16 protein-coding genes are annotated in these 17977 nt (G+C 40.1%); all 16 read right to left on the reverse strand.

The genetic code is table 11. From position 1 onward, the window contains the following. Position 1 precedes the first annotated feature (1 nt). On the reverse strand, positions 2-706 hold the full coding sequence (locus IYQ91_RS08430; RefSeq protein ID WP_195673525.1) for an N-acetylmannosamine-6-phosphate 2-epimerase: 705 nt from the start codon (positions 704-706) through the stop codon (positions 2-4). A gap of 626 nt (positions 707-1332) precedes the next feature. Next, positions 1333-2484, reverse strand: a complete 1152-nt coding sequence (locus tag IYQ91_RS08435; protein ID WP_195673524.1) for an iron-containing alcohol dehydrogenase — start codon at positions 2482-2484, stop codon at positions 1333-1335. Between the two features lie 423 nt (positions 2485-2907). Next, complete coding sequence (gene adhE / locus IYQ91_RS08440; protein ID WP_195673523.1) at positions 2908-5559, reverse strand: bifunctional acetaldehyde-CoA/alcohol dehydrogenase; 2652 nt, start codon at positions 5557-5559, stop codon at positions 2908-2910. A gap of 360 nt (positions 5560-5919) precedes the next feature. After that, positions 5920-7737, reverse strand: coding sequence for an acyltransferase family protein (locus IYQ91_RS08445; protein WP_195673522.1), 1818 nt, complete (start codon positions 7735-7737; stop codon positions 5920-5922). After that, positions 7727-8140: an MORN repeat-containing protein gene (locus IYQ91_RS08450; RefSeq protein ID WP_195673521.1), complete on the reverse strand. Its 414-nt coding sequence runs from the start codon at positions 8138-8140 to the stop codon at positions 7727-7729. The genes IYQ91_RS08445 and IYQ91_RS08450 overlap by 11 nt, the downstream gene beginning before the upstream one ends. 8 nt (positions 8141-8148) lie before the next feature. After that, positions 8149-8577 (reverse strand): low molecular weight protein-tyrosine-phosphatase, encoded by a 429-nt coding sequence (locus IYQ91_RS08455; RefSeq protein WP_195673520.1) that lies wholly within the window; start codon positions 8575-8577, stop codon positions 8149-8151. 236 nt (positions 8578-8813) lie between these two features. After that, positions 8814-9377 carry a nucleotidyltransferase family protein gene (locus tag IYQ91_RS08460; protein ID WP_195673519.1) on the reverse strand — a complete coding sequence of 188 codons (564 nt, stop codon included), beginning with the start codon at positions 9375-9377 and terminating at the stop codon, positions 8814-8816. A 1-nt stretch (position 9378) separates the two neighbouring features. Further along, on the reverse strand, positions 9379-10377 hold the full coding sequence (ruvB, locus tag IYQ91_RS08465; protein WP_195673518.1) for a Holliday junction branch migration DNA helicase RuvB: 999 nt from the start codon (positions 10375-10377) through the stop codon (positions 9379-9381). Positions 10378-10536: 159 nt separating this feature from the next. Further along, positions 10537-11574: an aldose epimerase family protein gene (locus IYQ91_RS08470; RefSeq protein ID WP_195673517.1), complete on the reverse strand. Its 1038-nt coding sequence runs from the start codon at positions 11572-11574 to the stop codon at positions 10537-10539. A gap of 42 nt (positions 11575-11616) precedes the next feature. Beyond that, positions 11617-12618 (reverse strand): tagatose-bisphosphate aldolase, encoded by a 1002-nt coding sequence (gene lacD / locus IYQ91_RS08475; protein ID WP_126466369.1) that lies wholly within the window; start codon positions 12616-12618, stop codon positions 11617-11619. Between the two features lie 10 nt (positions 12619-12628). Beyond that, positions 12629-13798, reverse strand: a complete 1170-nt coding sequence (locus IYQ91_RS08480; RefSeq protein WP_195673516.1) for an SIS domain-containing protein — start codon at positions 13796-13798, stop codon at positions 12629-12631. A 166-nt stretch (positions 13799-13964) separates the two neighbouring features. Further along, positions 13965-14369: a PTS sugar transporter subunit IIA gene (locus IYQ91_RS08485; protein ID WP_195673515.1), complete on the reverse strand. Its 405-nt coding sequence runs from the start codon at positions 14367-14369 to the stop codon at positions 13965-13967. A 17-nt stretch (positions 14370-14386) separates the two neighbouring features. Next, positions 14387-15214, reverse strand: a complete 828-nt coding sequence (locus IYQ91_RS08490; protein WP_049517244.1) for a PTS system mannose/fructose/sorbose family transporter subunit IID — start codon at positions 15212-15214, stop codon at positions 14387-14389. After that, positions 15201-16091: a PTS mannose/fructose/sorbose/N-acetylgalactosamine transporter subunit IIC gene (locus IYQ91_RS08495; protein WP_126468017.1), complete on the reverse strand. Its 891-nt coding sequence runs from the start codon at positions 16089-16091 to the stop codon at positions 15201-15203. Before IYQ91_RS08495 ends, IYQ91_RS08490 begins: the two co-directional genes overlap by 14 nt. Positions 16092-16113: 22 nt before the next feature. Then, on the reverse strand, positions 16114-16590 hold the full coding sequence (locus IYQ91_RS08500; protein ID WP_106382618.1) for a PTS system mannose/fructose/N-acetylgalactosamine-transporter subunit IIB: 477 nt from the start codon (positions 16588-16590) through the stop codon (positions 16114-16116). Then, on the reverse strand, positions 16587-17977 hold a 1391-nt coding region (locus IYQ91_RS08505), incomplete at its 5' end, for a beta-galactosidase (RefSeq protein WP_195673587.1). The genes IYQ91_RS08505 and IYQ91_RS08500, both read right to left, overlap by 4 nt.

A 17977-nucleotide genomic window follows, 5' to 3' on the forward strand; every position in this document is an offset into this window, starting at 1 on the left:
CCTACTTTTCACTTACTGCTGCAACAAAACGCTCTGTAATTTCTTTTGGACGCGTAATGGCACCACCTACTACAATTCCTCTAACACCTAAGTCATGAATCGTTTTAGCTTCACTTGGATAATGAATTTTTCCTTCCGCGATAACATCCAAACCTGCATCACATAAATTTTTTATCAGATCAAAATCCGGCCCCTCACATTGCAAACTATAAGAAGTGTAGCCCGACAAAGTTGTCCCTACAAAGTCCACACCCGCTTCTACCGCAGCAGCTCCCTCTTCAAAGGTACTCACATCTGCCATGAACAATTGATGAGGATATTTCTCCTTCACTTGCTTGATGAAATCCGCAATCTTTAAACCATCAAAACGCTCCCGCTTTGTACAATCAAAAGCAATTACTTCAATATCCAGAGCTGCTAGTTCATCAATTTCTCGCATCGTTGCGGTAATAAATGGCTCTTGAGGTGGATAATCTCGCTTGATAATGCCGATGATTGGCAGCGAAGTAACCTCTTTAATTTCCTTAATATCCCGAACACTATTAGCTCGAATGCCAACAGCTCCTCCTTGTTCAGCCGCTTTTACCAAAAGGGGAATAACTCCACCTGCTTCAGTATATAGCGGTTCGTGTGGCAAGGCTTGACAGGAAACAATGATGCCATCTTTTATTTTGGCAATCAGCTCGTCTTTTGTCATTTGTGCCATAGACAGCTTTCTCCTTTGCTATTGTAGATCAGTTTTTAAAGCGCTTTCAATCTCACGGTGTTATTATAACCATTTTTCGAAGCGCTTTCAACAATATCTGAGATTTTGGTTCTAATTTCTAATAACAATTACTTTTCTCTTAAATCTTGAAAGTAGTTTCAGAGAATAAATTATATTGACATGATATTATAATCATATCAAATTGCCTCTGAGGCATGCAAAAAGACTACATCTCTGCGAGTGCTATCTACCATATCGTCACAAGCTTTCCCCCAAGAATTTTCCAGAATGGAGACCTTATAATAGAATTAGCAAGGGGGAACACTTTTTTCAGGAGTATCAGCCAGAGTCGCTTTTGAATAAAAGTTTAAAAGTTTCTCAGTGCTGGTGTTCTTTGCGATATTGTCCTGGCGTCCGTCTAAATTTCTTTTTAAAAAGTCCGTTGAAGTGTTTTATAATATTTTATGCCACGCGACTTCTCACAAAAGATTATCAGTCAATATTTGCCAATTTTATTTTACGAACGAACCAGAGGTAGGGGACATATTGGGCAAGCATAAAAATTGAAAACGTAAATAAGCTACCGAAAATTTCATCGGTAGCTTATTTTTATGACAAATCAGTGCTTAAAACAATTCTTTGTAAAGAGCAATCGTTTCTTCTAGCGTCGGCATAAATGGATTTCCTGGTGCACAAGCATCAACGAGTGCATTTTTAGAAAGGTATTCAAAATCAAATTCCTCTTCTTTAATGTCCAGTTCTGTCAATTTTTTCGGAATACCCACAGTTGCTGATAATTTTTCAATTTCAGAAATGGCATAATCAGCGCATTCTTTATCACTTTTGCCTTCCGTATGGAGACCAAGAGCTTTTGCAACATTTCGGAATGCTTCTGGCACACGTTTTGCATTTTCACGCTCTACAATCGGTAAAAGCATGGCACAACAAACACCGTGAGGAAGATTGTAAACTGCTCCAAGTTGATGAGCCATAGAATGTACATAACCTAGCCCAGCATTATTAAAGGCCATACCACCTAGGAAAATCGCATTAACCATCGCTTCGCGTGCTTCAATGTCATGGCCATTTTCAACAGCACGTGGTAAAAATTCTTTAATTAACTCAATGGCACCAATAGATAATTTTTTCGTCACATTGTACGCACCTGGTGTTACCAAAGCTTCAACCGCATGTGTAAGGGCATCCATACCCGTGGCAGCTGTCAAAGCTTTTGGTTTTGAAATCATCAATTCCGGATCATTTACTGACAGGAGCGCAAGGCTATTCTTATCAACCATAACCATTTTCACTTTACGCTCTTCATCAGTAATAACATAGTTAATCGTGATTTCAGCTGATGTTCCTGCTGTCGTATTGATTGCTACAACCGGCAAGCCTTTTTCCTTTGATTTGTGAACACCTTCGTAATCTTGCGGACGCCCACCATTCGTTGCAAGAATTGAAATACTACTTGCAGCATCTTGCGGCGAACCACCACCAAGTGAAATAATAAAATCACAATTATTATCTCGCAAAACAGCTAAACCATCTTCAACATTTTTAACAGTTGGATTTGGCTCAACATCACTAAAAACGACATACTCAATGCCTTCCTTATCAAGTGGTGCAGTTACCTTAGGTAAAATGTCACTACTTGCAATATAATGGTCTGTCACCAAGAGAGCTTTCTTATACCCCAACTCTTTGATATGACCACCTATTTCATTAATCACACCACAACCAATAAGATTAACTGATGGAACATAAAATACTGACATTATATTTCCTCCTTATTTTTATAAATATCATCCATTTTAGAAACCGTTTACACAATTATATTATAACACTCATAATGCTTTAACATCAACTTTTCATTATTTTAGTATCAAATTTACAGATTCAAAACTTATCAGTCTATTATGATATTTTAGGGAAAAGAGAAGTATAAGATTTTCTGTATCCACAATGACATCGTCCCTATCAAATACCAACAATTGAAACATGACCGCCCTCCTTTTTTCACAACTAGTTTACAGGAAAACGCATACAATATTAAGCAAGAGAAAGGACACTCTCTCCAAATAGAAAAATCTCCCTACAAAAGCAGGGAGATGGTGACTGATAAACTGATTTATGTCTAAAAATCTGAATACATTGTCTGTACAATGACGAACGATTCAAATTAGAACAAACTTTACTGTCTATTTACGACGTCCTGGACGTTCTGCATAGCCATAGTAGGCATCAGCCATAATTTCTTCCATGTCAGTAACTATTGGCAAGCGTGGATTTGCTGGTGAACATTGGTCTTCATAAGCAAGAACGGCAATATCATGTAAGCTATCTTTCCAAGTTTTTTCATCAATACCTTGATCTTTAAAGTTCATCTTGATACCAACCGCTACACCAAGGTCATAAACAGCTTTAGCATACGCTTCAACCGCTTCTTCTGGTGTTGAGCAAGGAAGACCTAGCATACGAGCGATATCTTGGAATTTTTCATCAGCTTTCCAGTAATTGTACTTAGGCCATGTTGTAGTTTTAGATGGACGAGTTCCATTATAACGGATAACATAAGGAAGTAAAATAGCATTTGTACGTCCGTGAATGGTGTGGTGAACAGCACCAATCTTATGCGCCATTGAGTGACTCATTCCAAGGAAGGCATTTGCAAAAGCCATACCAGCCATTGTAGAGGCATTGTGCATCTTTTCACGGGCTTCTGAGTCAGCCGTTTTTACAGATTTTTCCAAGTATTTGAAGACTAACTTGATAGTTTGAAGAGCAATACCATCTGTATAGTCATTGGCAAAGTTAGAAGTATAAGCTTCAGTTGCGTGTGTCAAGACATCCATACCTGTGTCAGCAGCAATAAATGCTGGAACAGATTCTACCAAAGCAGGATCAACAATTGCAATGGTTGGTGTCAATGCATAGTCAGTGATAGGGTATTTACGATTATTTGCCTTATCAGAGATAACTGCAAACGGTGTTACTTCTGAACCTGTACCAGATGTTGTTGGAATACCAATATATTGAGCTTTCTTACCAAGTGATGGGAATTTGAAGGCACGTTTACGGATATCCATGAATTTTTGAACGAGGTCACCGAAGTCAACGTCTGGCTGTTCATAGAACATCCACATACCTTTAGCCGCATCCATTGGTGAGCCACCACCAAGGGCAATGATAGTATCTGGTTCAAACGAGCGCATTACTTCAACACCACGACGAACTGTTGTGATATCTGGATCTGGTTCAACATCTGAGAAGACTTGAATCGTGACTTTGTTTTTACGAAGATTCAATTGGTCAATCACACGTTGTACAAAACCGAGTTTTTCAATTGATTTATCGGTAACAATCATGACACGTTCGATACCTTCGCAAGTTTGAAGGTATTGGATTGAGTTACGTTCGAAGTAGATTTTTGAAGGAACTTTAAACCATTGCATATTATTTCTACGTTTCCCTACTTTCTTGATGTTAAGAAGGTTGATAGCTGATACGTTATCACCAACTGAGTTGTGTCCGTATGAACCACATCCAAGTGTTAATGATGGAATGAAGGCGTTATATACATCACCGATACCACCAAAGGTAGATGGAGAGTTCCAGATGATACGCATTGCCTTTATTTCCGTACCGAAACGTTTTGCAAGAGCTTCGTCTTTTGTATGGATAGCAGCTGAGTGTCCTAGACCATTAAATTCAACCATTTGACGAGCTTTTTTAAGTCCATCTTCAGTATCTTCAGCTTTCAAAACTGCAATAACAGGTGATAATTTTTCACGAGTCAATGGTTCTTTAATTCCAACTTCTGCACATTCAGCAGCCAAGATATTTGTACCTTTTGGTACTTTGAATCCTGCTTGCTCAGCAATCCATGTAGCTGGTTTACCAACAATATTTGGGTTCAATTTTGCACCAGCGCAGTTCTTGCTGTTGGCTTTTGCACCAAAACAGAATTCTTCCAAAAGCGCTTTTTCTTTTTTGTTGACAAAGTAAGTATGGTAAGATTTGAATTCTTCTACAAATTCATCATAGATTTCTTTATCAATGATCACGGCTTGCTCAGATGCACAGACCATACCATTATCAAATGATTTGGACATCACGATATCATGTGCTGCTTGGCGGATATTTGCTGATTTTTCAACGTAAGCTGGAACATTACCAGCACCAACTCCAAGAGCAGGTTTGCCGCATGAATAAGCAGCTTTTACCATGGCGTTCCCACCAGTCGCAAGGATTGTTGCAATCCCTTCGTGGTTCATCAAAGCTGTTGTTGCTTCCATAGATGGCTGTGTAATCCATTGAACACAGTTTTCAGGTGCACCTGCTGCAATCGCTGCATCACGTACGATTTGTGCCGCATGAGCAGAAGATTCTTGAGCAGATGGGTGGAAAGCAAAGATAATTGGATTCCGCGTTTTCAACGAAATCAATGATTTAAAAATCGCTGTTGAAGTTGGGTTGGTCGTTGGAGTGATTCCGCAGATTACTCCGACTGGTTCAGCAATTTTCGTTAAACCTGTAATAGGATCATCTTCAATCACACCAACAGTTTTAACACCACGCATATTGTTAACAACATGTTCGCAGGCAAAAAGGTTTTTTGTTGCTTTGTCTTCAAAGACACCGCGACCTGTTTCTTTAACAGCATGTTCTGCTAAGATACCATGTGCATCAAGAGCAGCAACTGAAGCTTTTGCAACAATGTAGTCTACTTGTTCTTGATTTAATTTTCTCATTTCTTCTAGAGCAATTAGCCCTTTTTGAACAAGTTCGTCAACATGCTTTTCAGCAGCTAACTTTTTTTCTTCGGGAGTTAATGTTTTTTTATCAGCCATGTGTTCCTCCAATGGTTCTCAGGATTTTTAAAAATCCTTTGTTAATTTTTTCACAAGATTATTATACCTTATTTTCTTTCTCTTGTAAACACTTTCAAGTAAACTTCACAAACTTTTTCTTTTATATTGTGAATTTGTTTCAAAATATGTGTTTTCTGCTGTGTCTTAAAGCATTGTTTGTGAATTTCAAAACACAAAAAATATATTTCACATACTTGAGCCAAGGTTTTATAGGCGAAAAGATTGTATCAAAGAGCCTTTTTTGCTGCCTTATTTACTCCGCTCACATGACACTCACTTCTTACGCTACACAAAAGCCATGAATCGCAATGCAATCCATGACTCCTAATTTATTTACTATTATTTCTTAACGGTTCCTTTTTTCGTTGCCTCCTCAATCGTTTGTTTGACGGTTTGAGCATAAAGTTCTCCACCCTTGGTGATTGTAGTCGACTCTGAACCAAAGTGTACGTAGTCTGTACCGTACCAAATTTCAGGATGTTCGATAGCTACCTGATACCAATCTGCTACAAAGACATAATCGTATTTTTTAGCCAATTCCAATTCATACTGACGTGTTTTTACAGCGATACTGGTCCCATCATGCGCTGTGCGTCCGTCATAAGGCGTTACCAAGATTAAGCGATGACCTTTCGGTAATTTTGCAATAAATTGATTGAGCAGACTTTCATAGTTGTCAACAGTATTAGCGCCCAACGCTAGCACAACATTTTCCAGAAGCACTTTATTGGAAATATCTGTTTGATAAACCTCCAATCCTGATGCTAAATTACGGCTAACAGCTGCATCTACTTGAGCCTCTGGCATAGCTTGTTTGAGCCATTCACTTGCCCGTAAAGCAACAGAATCTCCGATAACAGTTGTTCCTTTCGTAACATTGTATTGGCTGGCTGTCGCATGATCAACCTGTGTACGAGTGATTTGCATTTTATTATCAGCTTGATTGAGTCCATTGACCAATAAATTTTCTTCAAAGGCACCGATTTTGGGAGCAGTTATCATAATGATCAATGTTATCAAGGTAAAAGGAATTAAACTATAAAATACAGGTGTTGTGATCTGCTTAATATTCATTTTCAAGCCAAATACTTTGGGCTCTTTACCTGCTAATGTTGGCTCCAAAAGGTAAAAAGAGCCAGCAGCGAAAACAAAGGAGAGAATGGTTGTCAAAAGCACAGCTAAACCATTGCTCATCAATTGAGAGAAAATGATATAGAATGGCCAATGGAACAAATAGACACCGTAGCTCGTATCTGCAATGAAAGTTATAATCGGTGGCTCATCAACATGTGGCGTCTTCTCATGGAGCACACGTGTTGCTAAAATCATCACTACTGAAAATACCGTTGCAAGAAGAAAACCAAACAGATAAGTCAATAAATTGTCAAACCTCAGAAGAAAAGTCAACAGTAGCAAAGCTACAAAACTTCCACCAAGTAGATAAAAGGTTTTTTTCAAATCAAGCGCTTGCTCTATTTTATGGAAAGGTGCTCCCAAGTCGCTCACACCTGAAACCGTAGCTAGAACACTTCCTACAAAAAATGGGAAGATATGAGTAAAACTCGAAAAGTAAATCACAGAAAAGTTTGAAGAGAAAAAACCTCTGACAAACATAGAAAGAAAACTAATGAAGAACAAAGCAGACGAAACAAGAAAGATGACACCACGAAATTGTCCAACGTTCTTACTTTTCTTTGCTAAATACCATGTTGCCAACCCCCATAAAATATAGTAGTGCATTTCCAAAGCCAAGCTCCAAGTGTGCACAAAAAGGTGCGGGATGAATTGGCTTTCGTAATTTCCACCGGACAAGATTTCATAGAAATTGGTCATAAAGCCGAAGGCAGCAGCGATTTGCGTTCCAATCCCCGCCACAAAATCTCTCCGAATTAAAAGCGTGAAAGGCATAACAACCAAAATCATTAGCACAAGCGGCGGCACAATCCGATAAAATCGCCGTCTCAGAAATCCTTTGATGTCAATTCCCTTGTTTCTGGCAAATTCATCAATCAAGAGAGATGTAATCAAAAAGCCTGAGAAAGTGAAGAAAATATCCACACCAATAAAACCGCCAGGAAAAGCTTTCTGGAAGAAATGGTAGAGCAGGACCAGAAGTAACCCTGTAATCCTCACTAATGAAAACCATTTAACGCGCATTTTGATAAATCCCCTGTTTAAACTTTCCCTTGTAGACAACATTGTCCTCTGTCGTCAATTTTCCTTGACCATCTGCTTGACCATTTACAAAATTTCCTTCATACTTCCAGCCAGCTTTAGCGGTAAAAGTTCCTTGCCCATTAAACGTTCCATTTTTAAAATGCCCTTTATAGACATCGCCATTTTTAAAAGTCAAGGTTCCTTGTCCACTCATTTTCCCACGAACAAGGCTGCCATTGTACTTGATTGCTCCTTTATCCAACGTCAAAGCCCCTTGACTTGGAATCCCTGATGTAAAGGCAACAATCGCTGATATGACAATAACTGTTACTGTTAGCAACTCTAAATTATGCCTTGTGAGATAAATTTTGTACTTTTCGTAAAATTCTTTTAATATGTCCATTCTCTCCACTAATCTTCGCTCTTTATGCGCTCAATCCATTTCTGACAACCTACCAAAACAAGGTGGTAAGTCTCGTCAAAATCACCTGTGTACCAAGGATCTGGCACACTTCTCTCTTCAAATTGAAATACTTTCTCCAGATATTTTCCCGGTGCGATTTTCCTTAAATCTTGAAAATTGGATTCGTCCATTCCTATAATATAATCAAAGTCTACAAAATCCTGCTGTGAAATTTGTTGAGAAGTTTTGCTTTGGTCGTAAGGAATGGCATATTTCTTAAAAATCGCCTGCGTTCCCGAATGGATTGGATTACCATGCTCCCAATCCGAAGTCGCACGACTTTCAACATAAACACCATCTGTCAAATCTTTCATCACAAATTCTGCCATTGGACTGCGACAGATATTTCCCAAGCAAACAAACACAATTTTTTTCATAGCATAGACCTCTTTACTATTATAACAAAATCTAAAAAAATAGGAATTTAAACCCCTGAGAATTTTTGAATTCTTTTAAAAACACAAAAGCCGCCGATTGGGCGACTCTTATAGGGAGATTATTATGAAAAAGAAAAGTTTTTAGGAGTTCAAGTTAAGTTCTTCTCAACTTGTGATTATAGTATACCGATTCTGACTTAAATTTTTCTTAAAGATTTTACTATTTTTGAGAAATTTTAAAGAAATTCAATTTGAAGATTGTTCCACTTCTTCTGCCAATTCTTTTTGCTCAGTCGTTGTTCATAAAGAGCTTTTCTCGCTGGATCTGTTAAGAAATGCGGAGTCGGCTGAACACGAAAATGGAGAATGTCGTCTAAGCCATAAGGCGCAAAGAGTTCCAGCTGTCTATTATCCAACAAACGTAAACCCACAGCTGTACAGCGCTCTGGATATTTACTCATGGCATCTTGCGAGTTAGTATAAGATTGGGTATTTGGACTGTAGATATGCATATAGACTTGATTATTGACTTCCCAATGGTAATGTGGAAATTCTCGCTTGAGTCGATTTTCAATATTGAGCGTTTCCTCGTAAGAAATATCTGGGTCAAAGAAGATTACATCCACATCCGTCTCTGTATCAAAGCCGGGCTTGTCCGACAGGATATTCCAGATGAAATTTCGCACCGAACCAGCACAAAGCCAGCTGTCTTTCAATTGCAAGTCATAGATAATCTGTAAGATAGTCATCATATCTTGGTCTGATGAAAACGCATGTAAAATCTCTTTTTCGGACAGCATGTTATTTCTCCAAATATTCATAACCCAAATGCTCGTAAGCTTTACGAGTTGCCACGCGCCCTGTTCGAGTTCGCATAACAAAGCCTTTCTGGATCAAATAAGGCTCATACATGTCTTCGACCGTTTCTTGCTCTTCTGCGATATTGACAGACAGAGTCCCCAGACCAACTGGTCCGCCGCCATACACTTCAATCATGGTCTTGAGAATCTTCTGATCCACATAATCTAGACCTTCCTGATCCACATCCAGCATCGTCAGGGCTTGATCAGTAATTTGGTCATCAATCAGCCCGTCACCCATAATCTGAGCAAAATCTCGTACGCGTTTAAGAAGTCGATTGGCAATCCGAGGCGTGCCTCGGCTACGCAGTGCTAATTCTTCAGCTGCTTCATGCGTAATCTCCATTTCAAAGATGTCTGCCGTCCGCTCCACAATCTCCGTCAAATCTGCTTCTGCATAATATTCCATGTGACCAGTAATGCCAAAACGAGCCCGTAAAGGATTGGACAGCATACCAGCTCTGGTCGTAGCGCCAATCAAGGTAAACGGTGGCAAATCCAAGTGAACACTACGACTGGTCTCGCCAGAGCCAATCATAATATCAATGTAAAAGTCCTCCATAGCGCTATAGAGCACCTCTTCAACAGACATAGGCAAGCGGTGAATCTCATCAATAAAGAGAACATCTCCCGGCTCCAAATCGTTCAAGATTGCCACCAAATCGCCCGCTTTCTCAACAACTGGACCCGAAGTTTGCTTGAGATTGACTCCCAGTTCATTGGCAATGACAAAAGCCATAGTGGTTTTTCCCAACCCTGGAGGTCCAAAAAGCAACGTGTGATCTAGCGCTTCATCTCGCATTTTAGCTGCCTCAATGAAAATTTTCAGCTGATTTTTGACCTTGTCTTGCCCAATATATTCTTGTAAATACTGGGGACGCAATGTGCGCTCTACGAGCTCCTCGTCTCCCATCAATTCATTATCCAAAATTCTACTCATAAATACTATTATAGCAAAAAATCAGGTTGGTAAGCTGGTTTAACCTTAGATTTTACAAATAGAAATCAAAGGAAGTGAGATTATGATGATGTTTGATGATACTAAATGTCTTAAATCAAAAACGACAGAAAAATGTACTGCCGTTTTTAATATTCATTTTCATTTGCCTGTTGCATGATAAATGGTTGTGCTGGTAAAAACCTCACCTGCTTTCAAGATAACATCAGCTTTCAGGTCGCTGTGAATGGCATCTGGTAGGGCTTGGGTTTCAAGAGCCAAGCCATTGTGTTGAATCATGGATTGTCCATTTAAAATGACCGTATCATCTACAAAGTTTGCTGAGTAAGTCACTAGGCATGGCGCACTTGTTTTAAATGTCAAAAGGCGACCGGATTTAGGATCATACAAGGAACCTGCTTCTTTCTCTCCTTTTTTCAATGCAAACGGATGATCCAAGCCGAACACAATCTGAATCTGCTCATCTTGATTGGCAAAAATATCTTTAAAAGCCACACCTTTTGTTAGATCTTTGACAAACCCCCGCTCTGAATCTGACATTTTAGCAGGCACGCCGTCCGGTGCGATTGGAAATACACCTAAGGTATTCAACTGCAAGATACAGTTATCAATTGGTTGGCTGAAATCACCTGATAAGTTGAAGTAACTGTGATTGGTTGGATTGACCAAGGTATCCTTGTCCGTCTGAACTTGGTAAGAAATCTCTAACTCACCTAGTTCCGTTAAAGTATAAGAAACCCAGACTTTCAGATTTCCCGGAAAACCACCCGTTCCATCTGCACGTTCGGTATAGAAAGTGACGCCTTCATTTGTGACTTCCTCAACTTGAAAAATAGCACTGTCCCAGCCAGTAGAACCGCTATGATTGCAATTTTCTGCGTTGTTGACTTCTAACTGATAGGTTTCGCCATTCAGCTCAAACTGTGCTTTTGCAATCCGTCCTGCAACTGGTCCGACGCTTGCACCATATTTAGGGCTGTTGCCTACATAGGCATCAAAATGATCAAACCCCACCACGATATTTGCAAATTCATGATTTTTATCCGGAGTGACATACTCTAAGACAGTCGCACCATAAGTCATGACTTTCAAACGATAGCCCAAGTCATTTTCAAATGTATAAGCAACAATATCTTTTCCTTGAAATGTTCCAAAAATAGCTTCTTGATAAGATTTCATACAACTTTCCTTATTTTTATTACAAATTTATGTTTTCCTATTTTAAATTTTTAGTTTTTCCGTCCACGAAACAGCTGTTTCACGTAAAACACGATTCAAGTCTTCAATATTTTGACGCCCCGCTTCATCTAGCCAAGCTTTAGCTGCATCCGCTCCTTGATCTGCAAAGACCGTAACTGCGTCTTTCCAAGTAGCACGGCCACAAAGGACACCGTTAAATTGAGAGCCTGCCTCACGCGCCACTTTGAGCGTTTCCTGGAAAAGTTCTGCACTAACTCCAGCACTCAAGAAAATAAAGGGCAGATGAGTTGCATCAGACTGCTCTTTGAAAAATGTCTTGGCTTCCGCGAGGTTGTAGACAGCTTCAACTCCGCCTTTCGTAAACTCTTCGACAAAATTCATATTGACCGGTACTTCTACTTTCAAAACATCTACATTGTAACGTGGATCTGAAAAGAGTTTCATAGCTTCATTGACTTTGTGTGGTTTTACTTTCGCATAATCTGCATCTACTACATTATCACGCTTTGCATCATACGTCAAGATTTCAAGGAAGTAAGGAATGTGTTCTGCCACACATTCACTTCCTACGCGCTCTACCCAAGCTTGTTTGATGTCGTTGATTTCAGGTTTGTCATCTATATCATAGTAAATCAAAACTTTGACTGCGTCAGCGCCTAACTCTTTCATGCGTTTAGCTGACCAATTTGGTAGCAAGTCTGGCAGGCGCCCTTCTGTCGTCGCATCATAGCCTGTTTTTTCATAGGCAACAATAAGACCGCATTCTGGCGCACGTAATTTGGTAGCAGGTACACCGAATTCTGGATCCAAAAGGATAGAAGTTGCATACGGAGTCAACTGACTGGAAATCAATTGTTTAAATTCAATGAGCGCTTCATTTCCTGATACAGCATGTGCGCCACTTGCCAGCATTTTTTTCAACGAACCTCTCTGGTCAATCGCCAAAGCTCCAATAATATCATTTTCATCTGAAAGTTTTTTTAAGTGTGCTAATTTTTCGTGACTAATTCTTAATTTTTCCATGGATTCCTTCCTATTCTTTGTCAAATGAGTGAATGATAACACCCTGCACAACACGGTTGACGGTGCCTGTCGGAGACGGTGTGTCTGGACGATTTTTCACCTTGAGGGCTGTCAACAAGGCAAATAATTGACCATAAACAATATAAGGGAATACGCGATAAACATCATCTGCTAGCTGTTGACTAGAAAAAATGACTTGTTCAACATTTTCCAAATCTTCTTTTTGATCTGTCAATAGAATCACCTTGCGGGCAATCTCATCTCCGGCTACTTCTCGTACTAAGTCAAGGTCGTATAATTTGGTGTAGGAATCTGTCGAGCCAAACACCACAACGACTGTCTTTTCATTCACTAACGACTTTGGACCGTGACGGAATCCGACTGGGCTTTCATACATGGTCGCCACTTGTCCTGCGGTCAATTCTAAAATTTTCAGCTGAGCTTCATGCGCCAAGCCAAAGAAGGGACCTGCTCCTAAGTAAATGACACGGTTGTAATCTAAGGAAACAATCTCTTGAATCGCTTCTGCTGAGTCCAGCACTTCTTGACTCAATGTCATCAATGCAGAAACTTTTTCGGCTTTTGCAACCAAATCTGCTTTATCAAAGACGAGCAAAGCTGTCAACATCATAGACGTAAAGCTCGATGTCATGGCAAAGCCAGCATCATTTGACGGTGCAGGTTGGAGCAAGAGCAAATTGCGTTCGTCACCGTGTGCTTGCTGGGCTAATTTACCTTCTTCGGCGCATGTAATCGTGATTTGGTAAAGTTCCTCAACTATGTCTTTTGCCAAGTCAACTACCGCAACACTCTCTGGTGAATTGCCGCTACGAGCAAAGGAAACCAAAATGGTCGTCACTTCCTTGTGCAGATAAGCCAAAGGATTTGCTACAATATCTGTCGTTGCAATGGCATTAAAGTTCCACTTGCGTTCATCGTAAATCTTTCTGAAATAAGGGAGAAGTGTCTCCCCGACATAGGCTGAAGTTCCAGCCCCTGTCAAAATAACCTTGATATAATCATGCTTTTCACCAATCCCATTTAGAAAAGCTACAATCTCATCAGATTGCGCTTTATAATTTTCAAAAGCCGTCTGCCAAACTTGTGGCTGTTGATAGATTTCCCGTGTGGTGATTTCCGCACCTAATTCAATCAAGTCTTCCTTTGTATAATCTAGCATGGTTCTCCTTTCTACTTTGCAATGCTAACTAAAAGAAAGGGAGTGAGAAAATGATGATTTCAAAGAAATCCATTTTCTTGCCCCAGCCCCCTTAGTTATACAGATTGCTCATTGGAGCAATTCAAGCAAGGACGTGTTTTTCAGCGACTATTAGCTGGACACTCCTTTATTCATCTTCGTCATCGTTCATTTCTGCTAATACATCATTGACTTTCACGATGTATTTGTTCGCTTTTTCGATATATTTTGCTTCTACGCCAGTCAGGGCAGAATTGATAAATTCAATCACCATTGGCATATTCATCCCTGCATAAAGTTCAATTTGGAGTCCTTCCAAAATCAGACGGCTAACGACATTGCAAGGTGTTCCACCAAGCAGGTCGGCAAAGACGATATAATCATCTAAATCTTTTACAGTCGCTGAAACTTTAGCAGTAAAGTCGTCTATTCCTTCCTCTGGAAGCAGAGGAACTGTATGAATGAAGTCCAGTGGCCCCATAATCATTTCGGTGCTTTTTTTCAATTCTTCACAAAAGTGACCGTGACTAACCAATACAAGTTGTTTTGTCATTTATAGAGAAGCTCCTTTTAGACACCTAAGATTGGTGTATGAGTAAAGTGTGAAAGTGCAGAAACACCAATTGCAATAATAATCACGATAAAGATTGCTTTTGTTGAATTCATGCCTTTCTTACCAAGCAGCCAATAAACAAAACCTGTAAACAATGCTGGCACCAAACGTGGGAAGATTTTATCCAATGTTTCTTGAAGATTGAAGGTTACACCACCGAAACTTTGTGTATAGGTAAACTTAAAGTTAATCATCGTAGCAATCAAGGCCGCCACCATGAAAACACCAAGAACTGTTGCAGCATCTGTGATGGCAGACAATTTGTCCTGCATGGTTGTAACTAATTTCACCCCTTCTTTGTGGGCAAACTCTAATTGTTTCCAACGGAAGACATTGATTGCGATTGTCACAGCTATCCAAAGGAAAATTCCAAGAGGATTGCCTTCAACAGCAAGTCCAGCAGCCAGACCACCCATAATAGCAGGAATAGTAGAACCAAAAATCGCATCGCCAATCGCGGCAAATGGCCCCATTAAACCAGTTTTAATCCCTGTAACGGTATCTTTAGCCGCAACTCCTTCATTTTCTTCAAGTGCTAGGTCAATCCCTGTTACTAAAGTATGGAAAAAGTTAGAGGTGTTGAAGAATTGCGTATGTGTCCGCATCATTTCTTTTAATTCTGGCGTACCGTCTCCATATATCTTGCGCAATTGTGGCAAAATCATATAAAGATAGCCTGACGCTTGCATACGCTCGTAGTTCCAACCCCATTGGAAAGTAAAGAGACTACGACGGTTGATTTGTTTAAAATCTTCTTTTGTTAATTTGTAATTAGAGTTCGTCATCGTCAATTTCCCCACTTTCTGATTGTTCTGCAGCAACAGTCACCACTTGTTTATTAGTTGCATTTTTATAATTGATTGTTGCCAAGGCAAAGCCAATAATCGCAATTCCAATCATTGGTAGGCCTTCAAATTTTGCACCACCAAGAGCTGTGGCGATTTGTTTGACAGCTCCTGAAGCAGCTGCCAATGTTGAAATATAATCAAAAACAACTTTCAACATAGCTGTAATGGCAAAACCTAAACCAAGGTAATGGAGATTTTTCTTGACTGGAAGGTAACGAAGCAAAATTGCAAAACCGACACCAGGAAGCATTTTACCTGCAAGAATCAATCCGTCTGCAATCCATTGTGCATTATTGGCAAGCCAGTCTGAGAAGGCTTTTACAGCGTCTCCACCGAGCCACAAAGCCAGAAATACTGGAAGGGCACGTGAAAGTCCCCATGGAATAGCACCTAGTAAGTAATTGCGTTCAATGCCTTTATAGTCAATTTTTTCAACCGCTGCATCAATACGATGTGCAAAGTAAGTCGTAGAGAACCGTCCAAGGACGTCTGTATAAACTAGCAAGGCTGCTACCGGAACGGCAATAGCTGAAATAGCGAGTTCTGATTTCATACCTGTTGCCACAGAGAATGCTGTTGCAAGAACCGCACCAGAAGTTGCATCAATCCGAGAGGCACCACCGAATGTACCAACCCCAAGCACAACGAGTTGGAGACTACCACCAATAAACAAACCAGTCTTCAAATCTCCCATGACCAGACCAGTGATAAAACCTGCAAAAACAGGGGAGCCAGCTGATGAGTTAATCGTCAACTCATCCAAAATTTGATACGCTGAATATAGCGTCAGTAAGAGAATTTGCCACCATTGTATCCATAACAATGACCTCCTAAATTTATTTCAATAATTTCATAAAGTCTTCAACTGGATCATTTGGAACCATTTGAGCCGTTAGAGTTACACCTTTTTCATGCAACTTGTTAAATACTGCTACGTCTTCATCTACCACGTTAATTGAGCGTGTGATAGAACGCGTTTCAGATGTCTGCGACATATTGCCCACATTGAGCGTTTCGATTGGTACGCCTGCTTCTACTAATTTCAAAAAGCGGTCTGGTTTTCTAGCCACGATGAGCAGACGCTGGCTATCGTATTTGCCTGCTAGGATATTTTCTGCCGCTTTTGCAACTGGTAACACACTCAATTTCACACCAGCTGGTGTCGCCAATTTCAAGCCGCTTTTTTCAATAGCATTTTCTGCTACTTCATCATCTACGACCATGATACGTGAGATGTTTAATTTTGTAGTCCAAAGATTAGCTACCTGTCCATGAATCAAACGTCCGTCGATTCGATTACCTACGATTGTCATAAATTTACCCCCTTTATCGTTTTAAATGTAGGTTTGTGAACTAAATGAATGAATTCGCTGTATTTCCCTTCAGTTTCAAAAATGATAATTCGATTTTGTCCGAGTTTTAACAAACTATGTGGAATATAAAGCGATAAGGTCGGTCCGACTTCCCAGAAGCGACCGATATTGACACCGTTGACAAAAACAATTCCTTTGCCAAAGTGGGTCAAATCAATATACGTGTCTTTAAGCGCTTTCAATTCGACATCAAACGCATAGAAAACTGGCTGTTTTTCATGCCATTCTTTCGTAAAATCAATTTTTTCTGGATTTTTCAACTCTAATGGATACTGTTTCCAATGGAGTATAAAGTGCAAATCCTTGCAGACTCCAGTCCGAATGCCCTTGTGTTGCGTCTCTGCCAACAGTTTGTGCCCATAATTGACGCGCCCCATATTTTCTATAAAAATATCAATCTGATGCGTGGATTGCTTCTGCCGGGGAACAAAGATGTCTTCACCAATTTCCATTTGATACTGATTGACGACAAGCTCTTCATCGACAAAAAGCTGCATGCGGTCACGCGCATCAATGACACGAATCCGTTCCTCGTCCGCATCCCATTCCGCTTCTGTACGATAGAGCAGATAACCAACATTTTGGCCCAACTCCTCCATTTTCATAGGATACAAGCTCTCGATTGGCTGCGCTACATCTTCTAAAGTCTCAAATAAACTAACTTTCTCACTGAGCGGAATATTCTTTAACTCAAACGATTCTTTTACCAAAGGCTCCATTTGTGGATACTCTGGATAATATTTTTTTAACATTTGCTGAATAGCAAAGTATTTAGGTGTTGGATTTCCTTGTTCATCAAGGAGAGCTTCGTAATCATAAGACGTCACTTGCGGCAGATCAATGTTTCCTCGCGCTGAACAGCCATTCATAAAACCAAAGTTTGTTCCCCCGTGAAACATATAAAGATTGATACTGCCTTGTTGCAAGACTTCGTGAACCGCTTCAGCCAACTCTTCTGGATCTCGCGTGACAACTGGCTCCTTCCAACGATTGAACCAACCGTCCCAAAATTCCATACACATGAGCGGCCACTTCTTGCCATGTTCATCAAAGAATTCCTGCATTTGCGCGAAATTTTCTTTTGCTTTGGAGCCAAAGTTCCCCGTTACAAACACATCATCCTCAATAAGCGTCCCTGCCCGCAAAGTGCCTCGCCAAGGTCCGTCTGACGTAAAGAGCGGACAAGTCACACCTCGCTCTAGCATCATATCTCGAACAGCTCTCAAATATTCCTTATCTTCGCCATACGAGCCATATTCATTTTCGACCTGCATCATGAGAATGTTGCCGCCATTTTCCAAAAGATGCGGGACTAAGCGCGGAAGCA

The sequence above is a fragment of the Streptococcus sp. HF-2466 genome (assembly GCF_015594645.1).
GTDB lineage: Bacteria > Bacillota > Bacilli > Lactobacillales > Streptococcaceae > Streptococcus > Streptococcus anginosus.

Excerpts from the sequence above, each read along its gene's own strand:
- IYQ91_RS08430 (WP_195673525.1), bottom strand. The coding sequence starts at position 706 with ATGGCACAAATGACAAAAGACGAGCTGATTGCCAAAATAAAAGATGGC.
- IYQ91_RS08435 (WP_195673524.1), bottom strand. The coding sequence starts at position 2,484 with ATGTCAGTATTTTATGTTCCATCAGTTAATCTTATTGGTTGTGGTGTG.
- adhE (WP_195673523.1), bottom strand. The coding sequence starts at position 5,559 with ATGGCTGATAAAAAAACATTAACTCCCGAAGAAAAAAAGTTAGCTGCT.
- IYQ91_RS08445 (WP_195673522.1), bottom strand. The coding sequence starts at position 7,737 with ATGCGCGTTAAATGGTTTTCATTAGTGAGGATTACAGGGTTACTTCTG.
- IYQ91_RS08450 (WP_195673521.1), bottom strand. The coding sequence starts at position 8,140 with ATGGACATATTAAAAGAATTTTACGAAAAGTACAAAATTTATCTCACA.
- IYQ91_RS08455 (WP_195673520.1), bottom strand. The coding sequence starts at position 8,577 with ATGAAAAAAATTGTGTTTGTTTGCTTGGGAAATATCTGTCGCAGTCCA.
- IYQ91_RS08460 (WP_195673519.1), bottom strand. The coding sequence starts at position 9,377 with ATGCTGTCCGAAAAAGAGATTTTACATGCGTTTTCATCAGACCAAGAT.
- ruvB (WP_195673518.1), bottom strand. The coding sequence starts at position 10,377 with ATGAGTAGAATTTTGGATAATGAATTGATGGGAGACGAGGAGCTCGTA.
- IYQ91_RS08470 (WP_195673517.1), bottom strand. The coding sequence starts at position 11,574 with ATGAAATCTTATCAAGAAGCTATTTTTGGAACATTTCAAGGAAAAGAT.
- lacD (WP_126466369.1), bottom strand. The coding sequence starts at position 12,618 with ATGGAAAAATTAAGAATTAGTCACGAAAAATTAGCACACTTAAAAAAA.
- IYQ91_RS08480 (WP_195673516.1), bottom strand. The coding sequence starts at position 13,798 with ATGCTAGATTATACAAAGGAAGACTTGATTGAATTAGGTGCGGAAATC.
- IYQ91_RS08485 (WP_195673515.1), bottom strand. The coding sequence starts at position 14,369 with ATGACAAAACAACTTGTATTGGTTAGTCACGGTCACTTTTGTGAAGAA.
- IYQ91_RS08490 (WP_049517244.1), bottom strand. The coding sequence starts at position 15,214 with ATGACGAACTCTAATTACAAATTAACAAAAGAAGATTTTAAACAAATC.
- IYQ91_RS08500 (WP_106382618.1), bottom strand. The coding sequence starts at position 16,590 with ATGACAATCGTAGGTAATCGAATCGACGGACGTTTGATTCATGGACAG.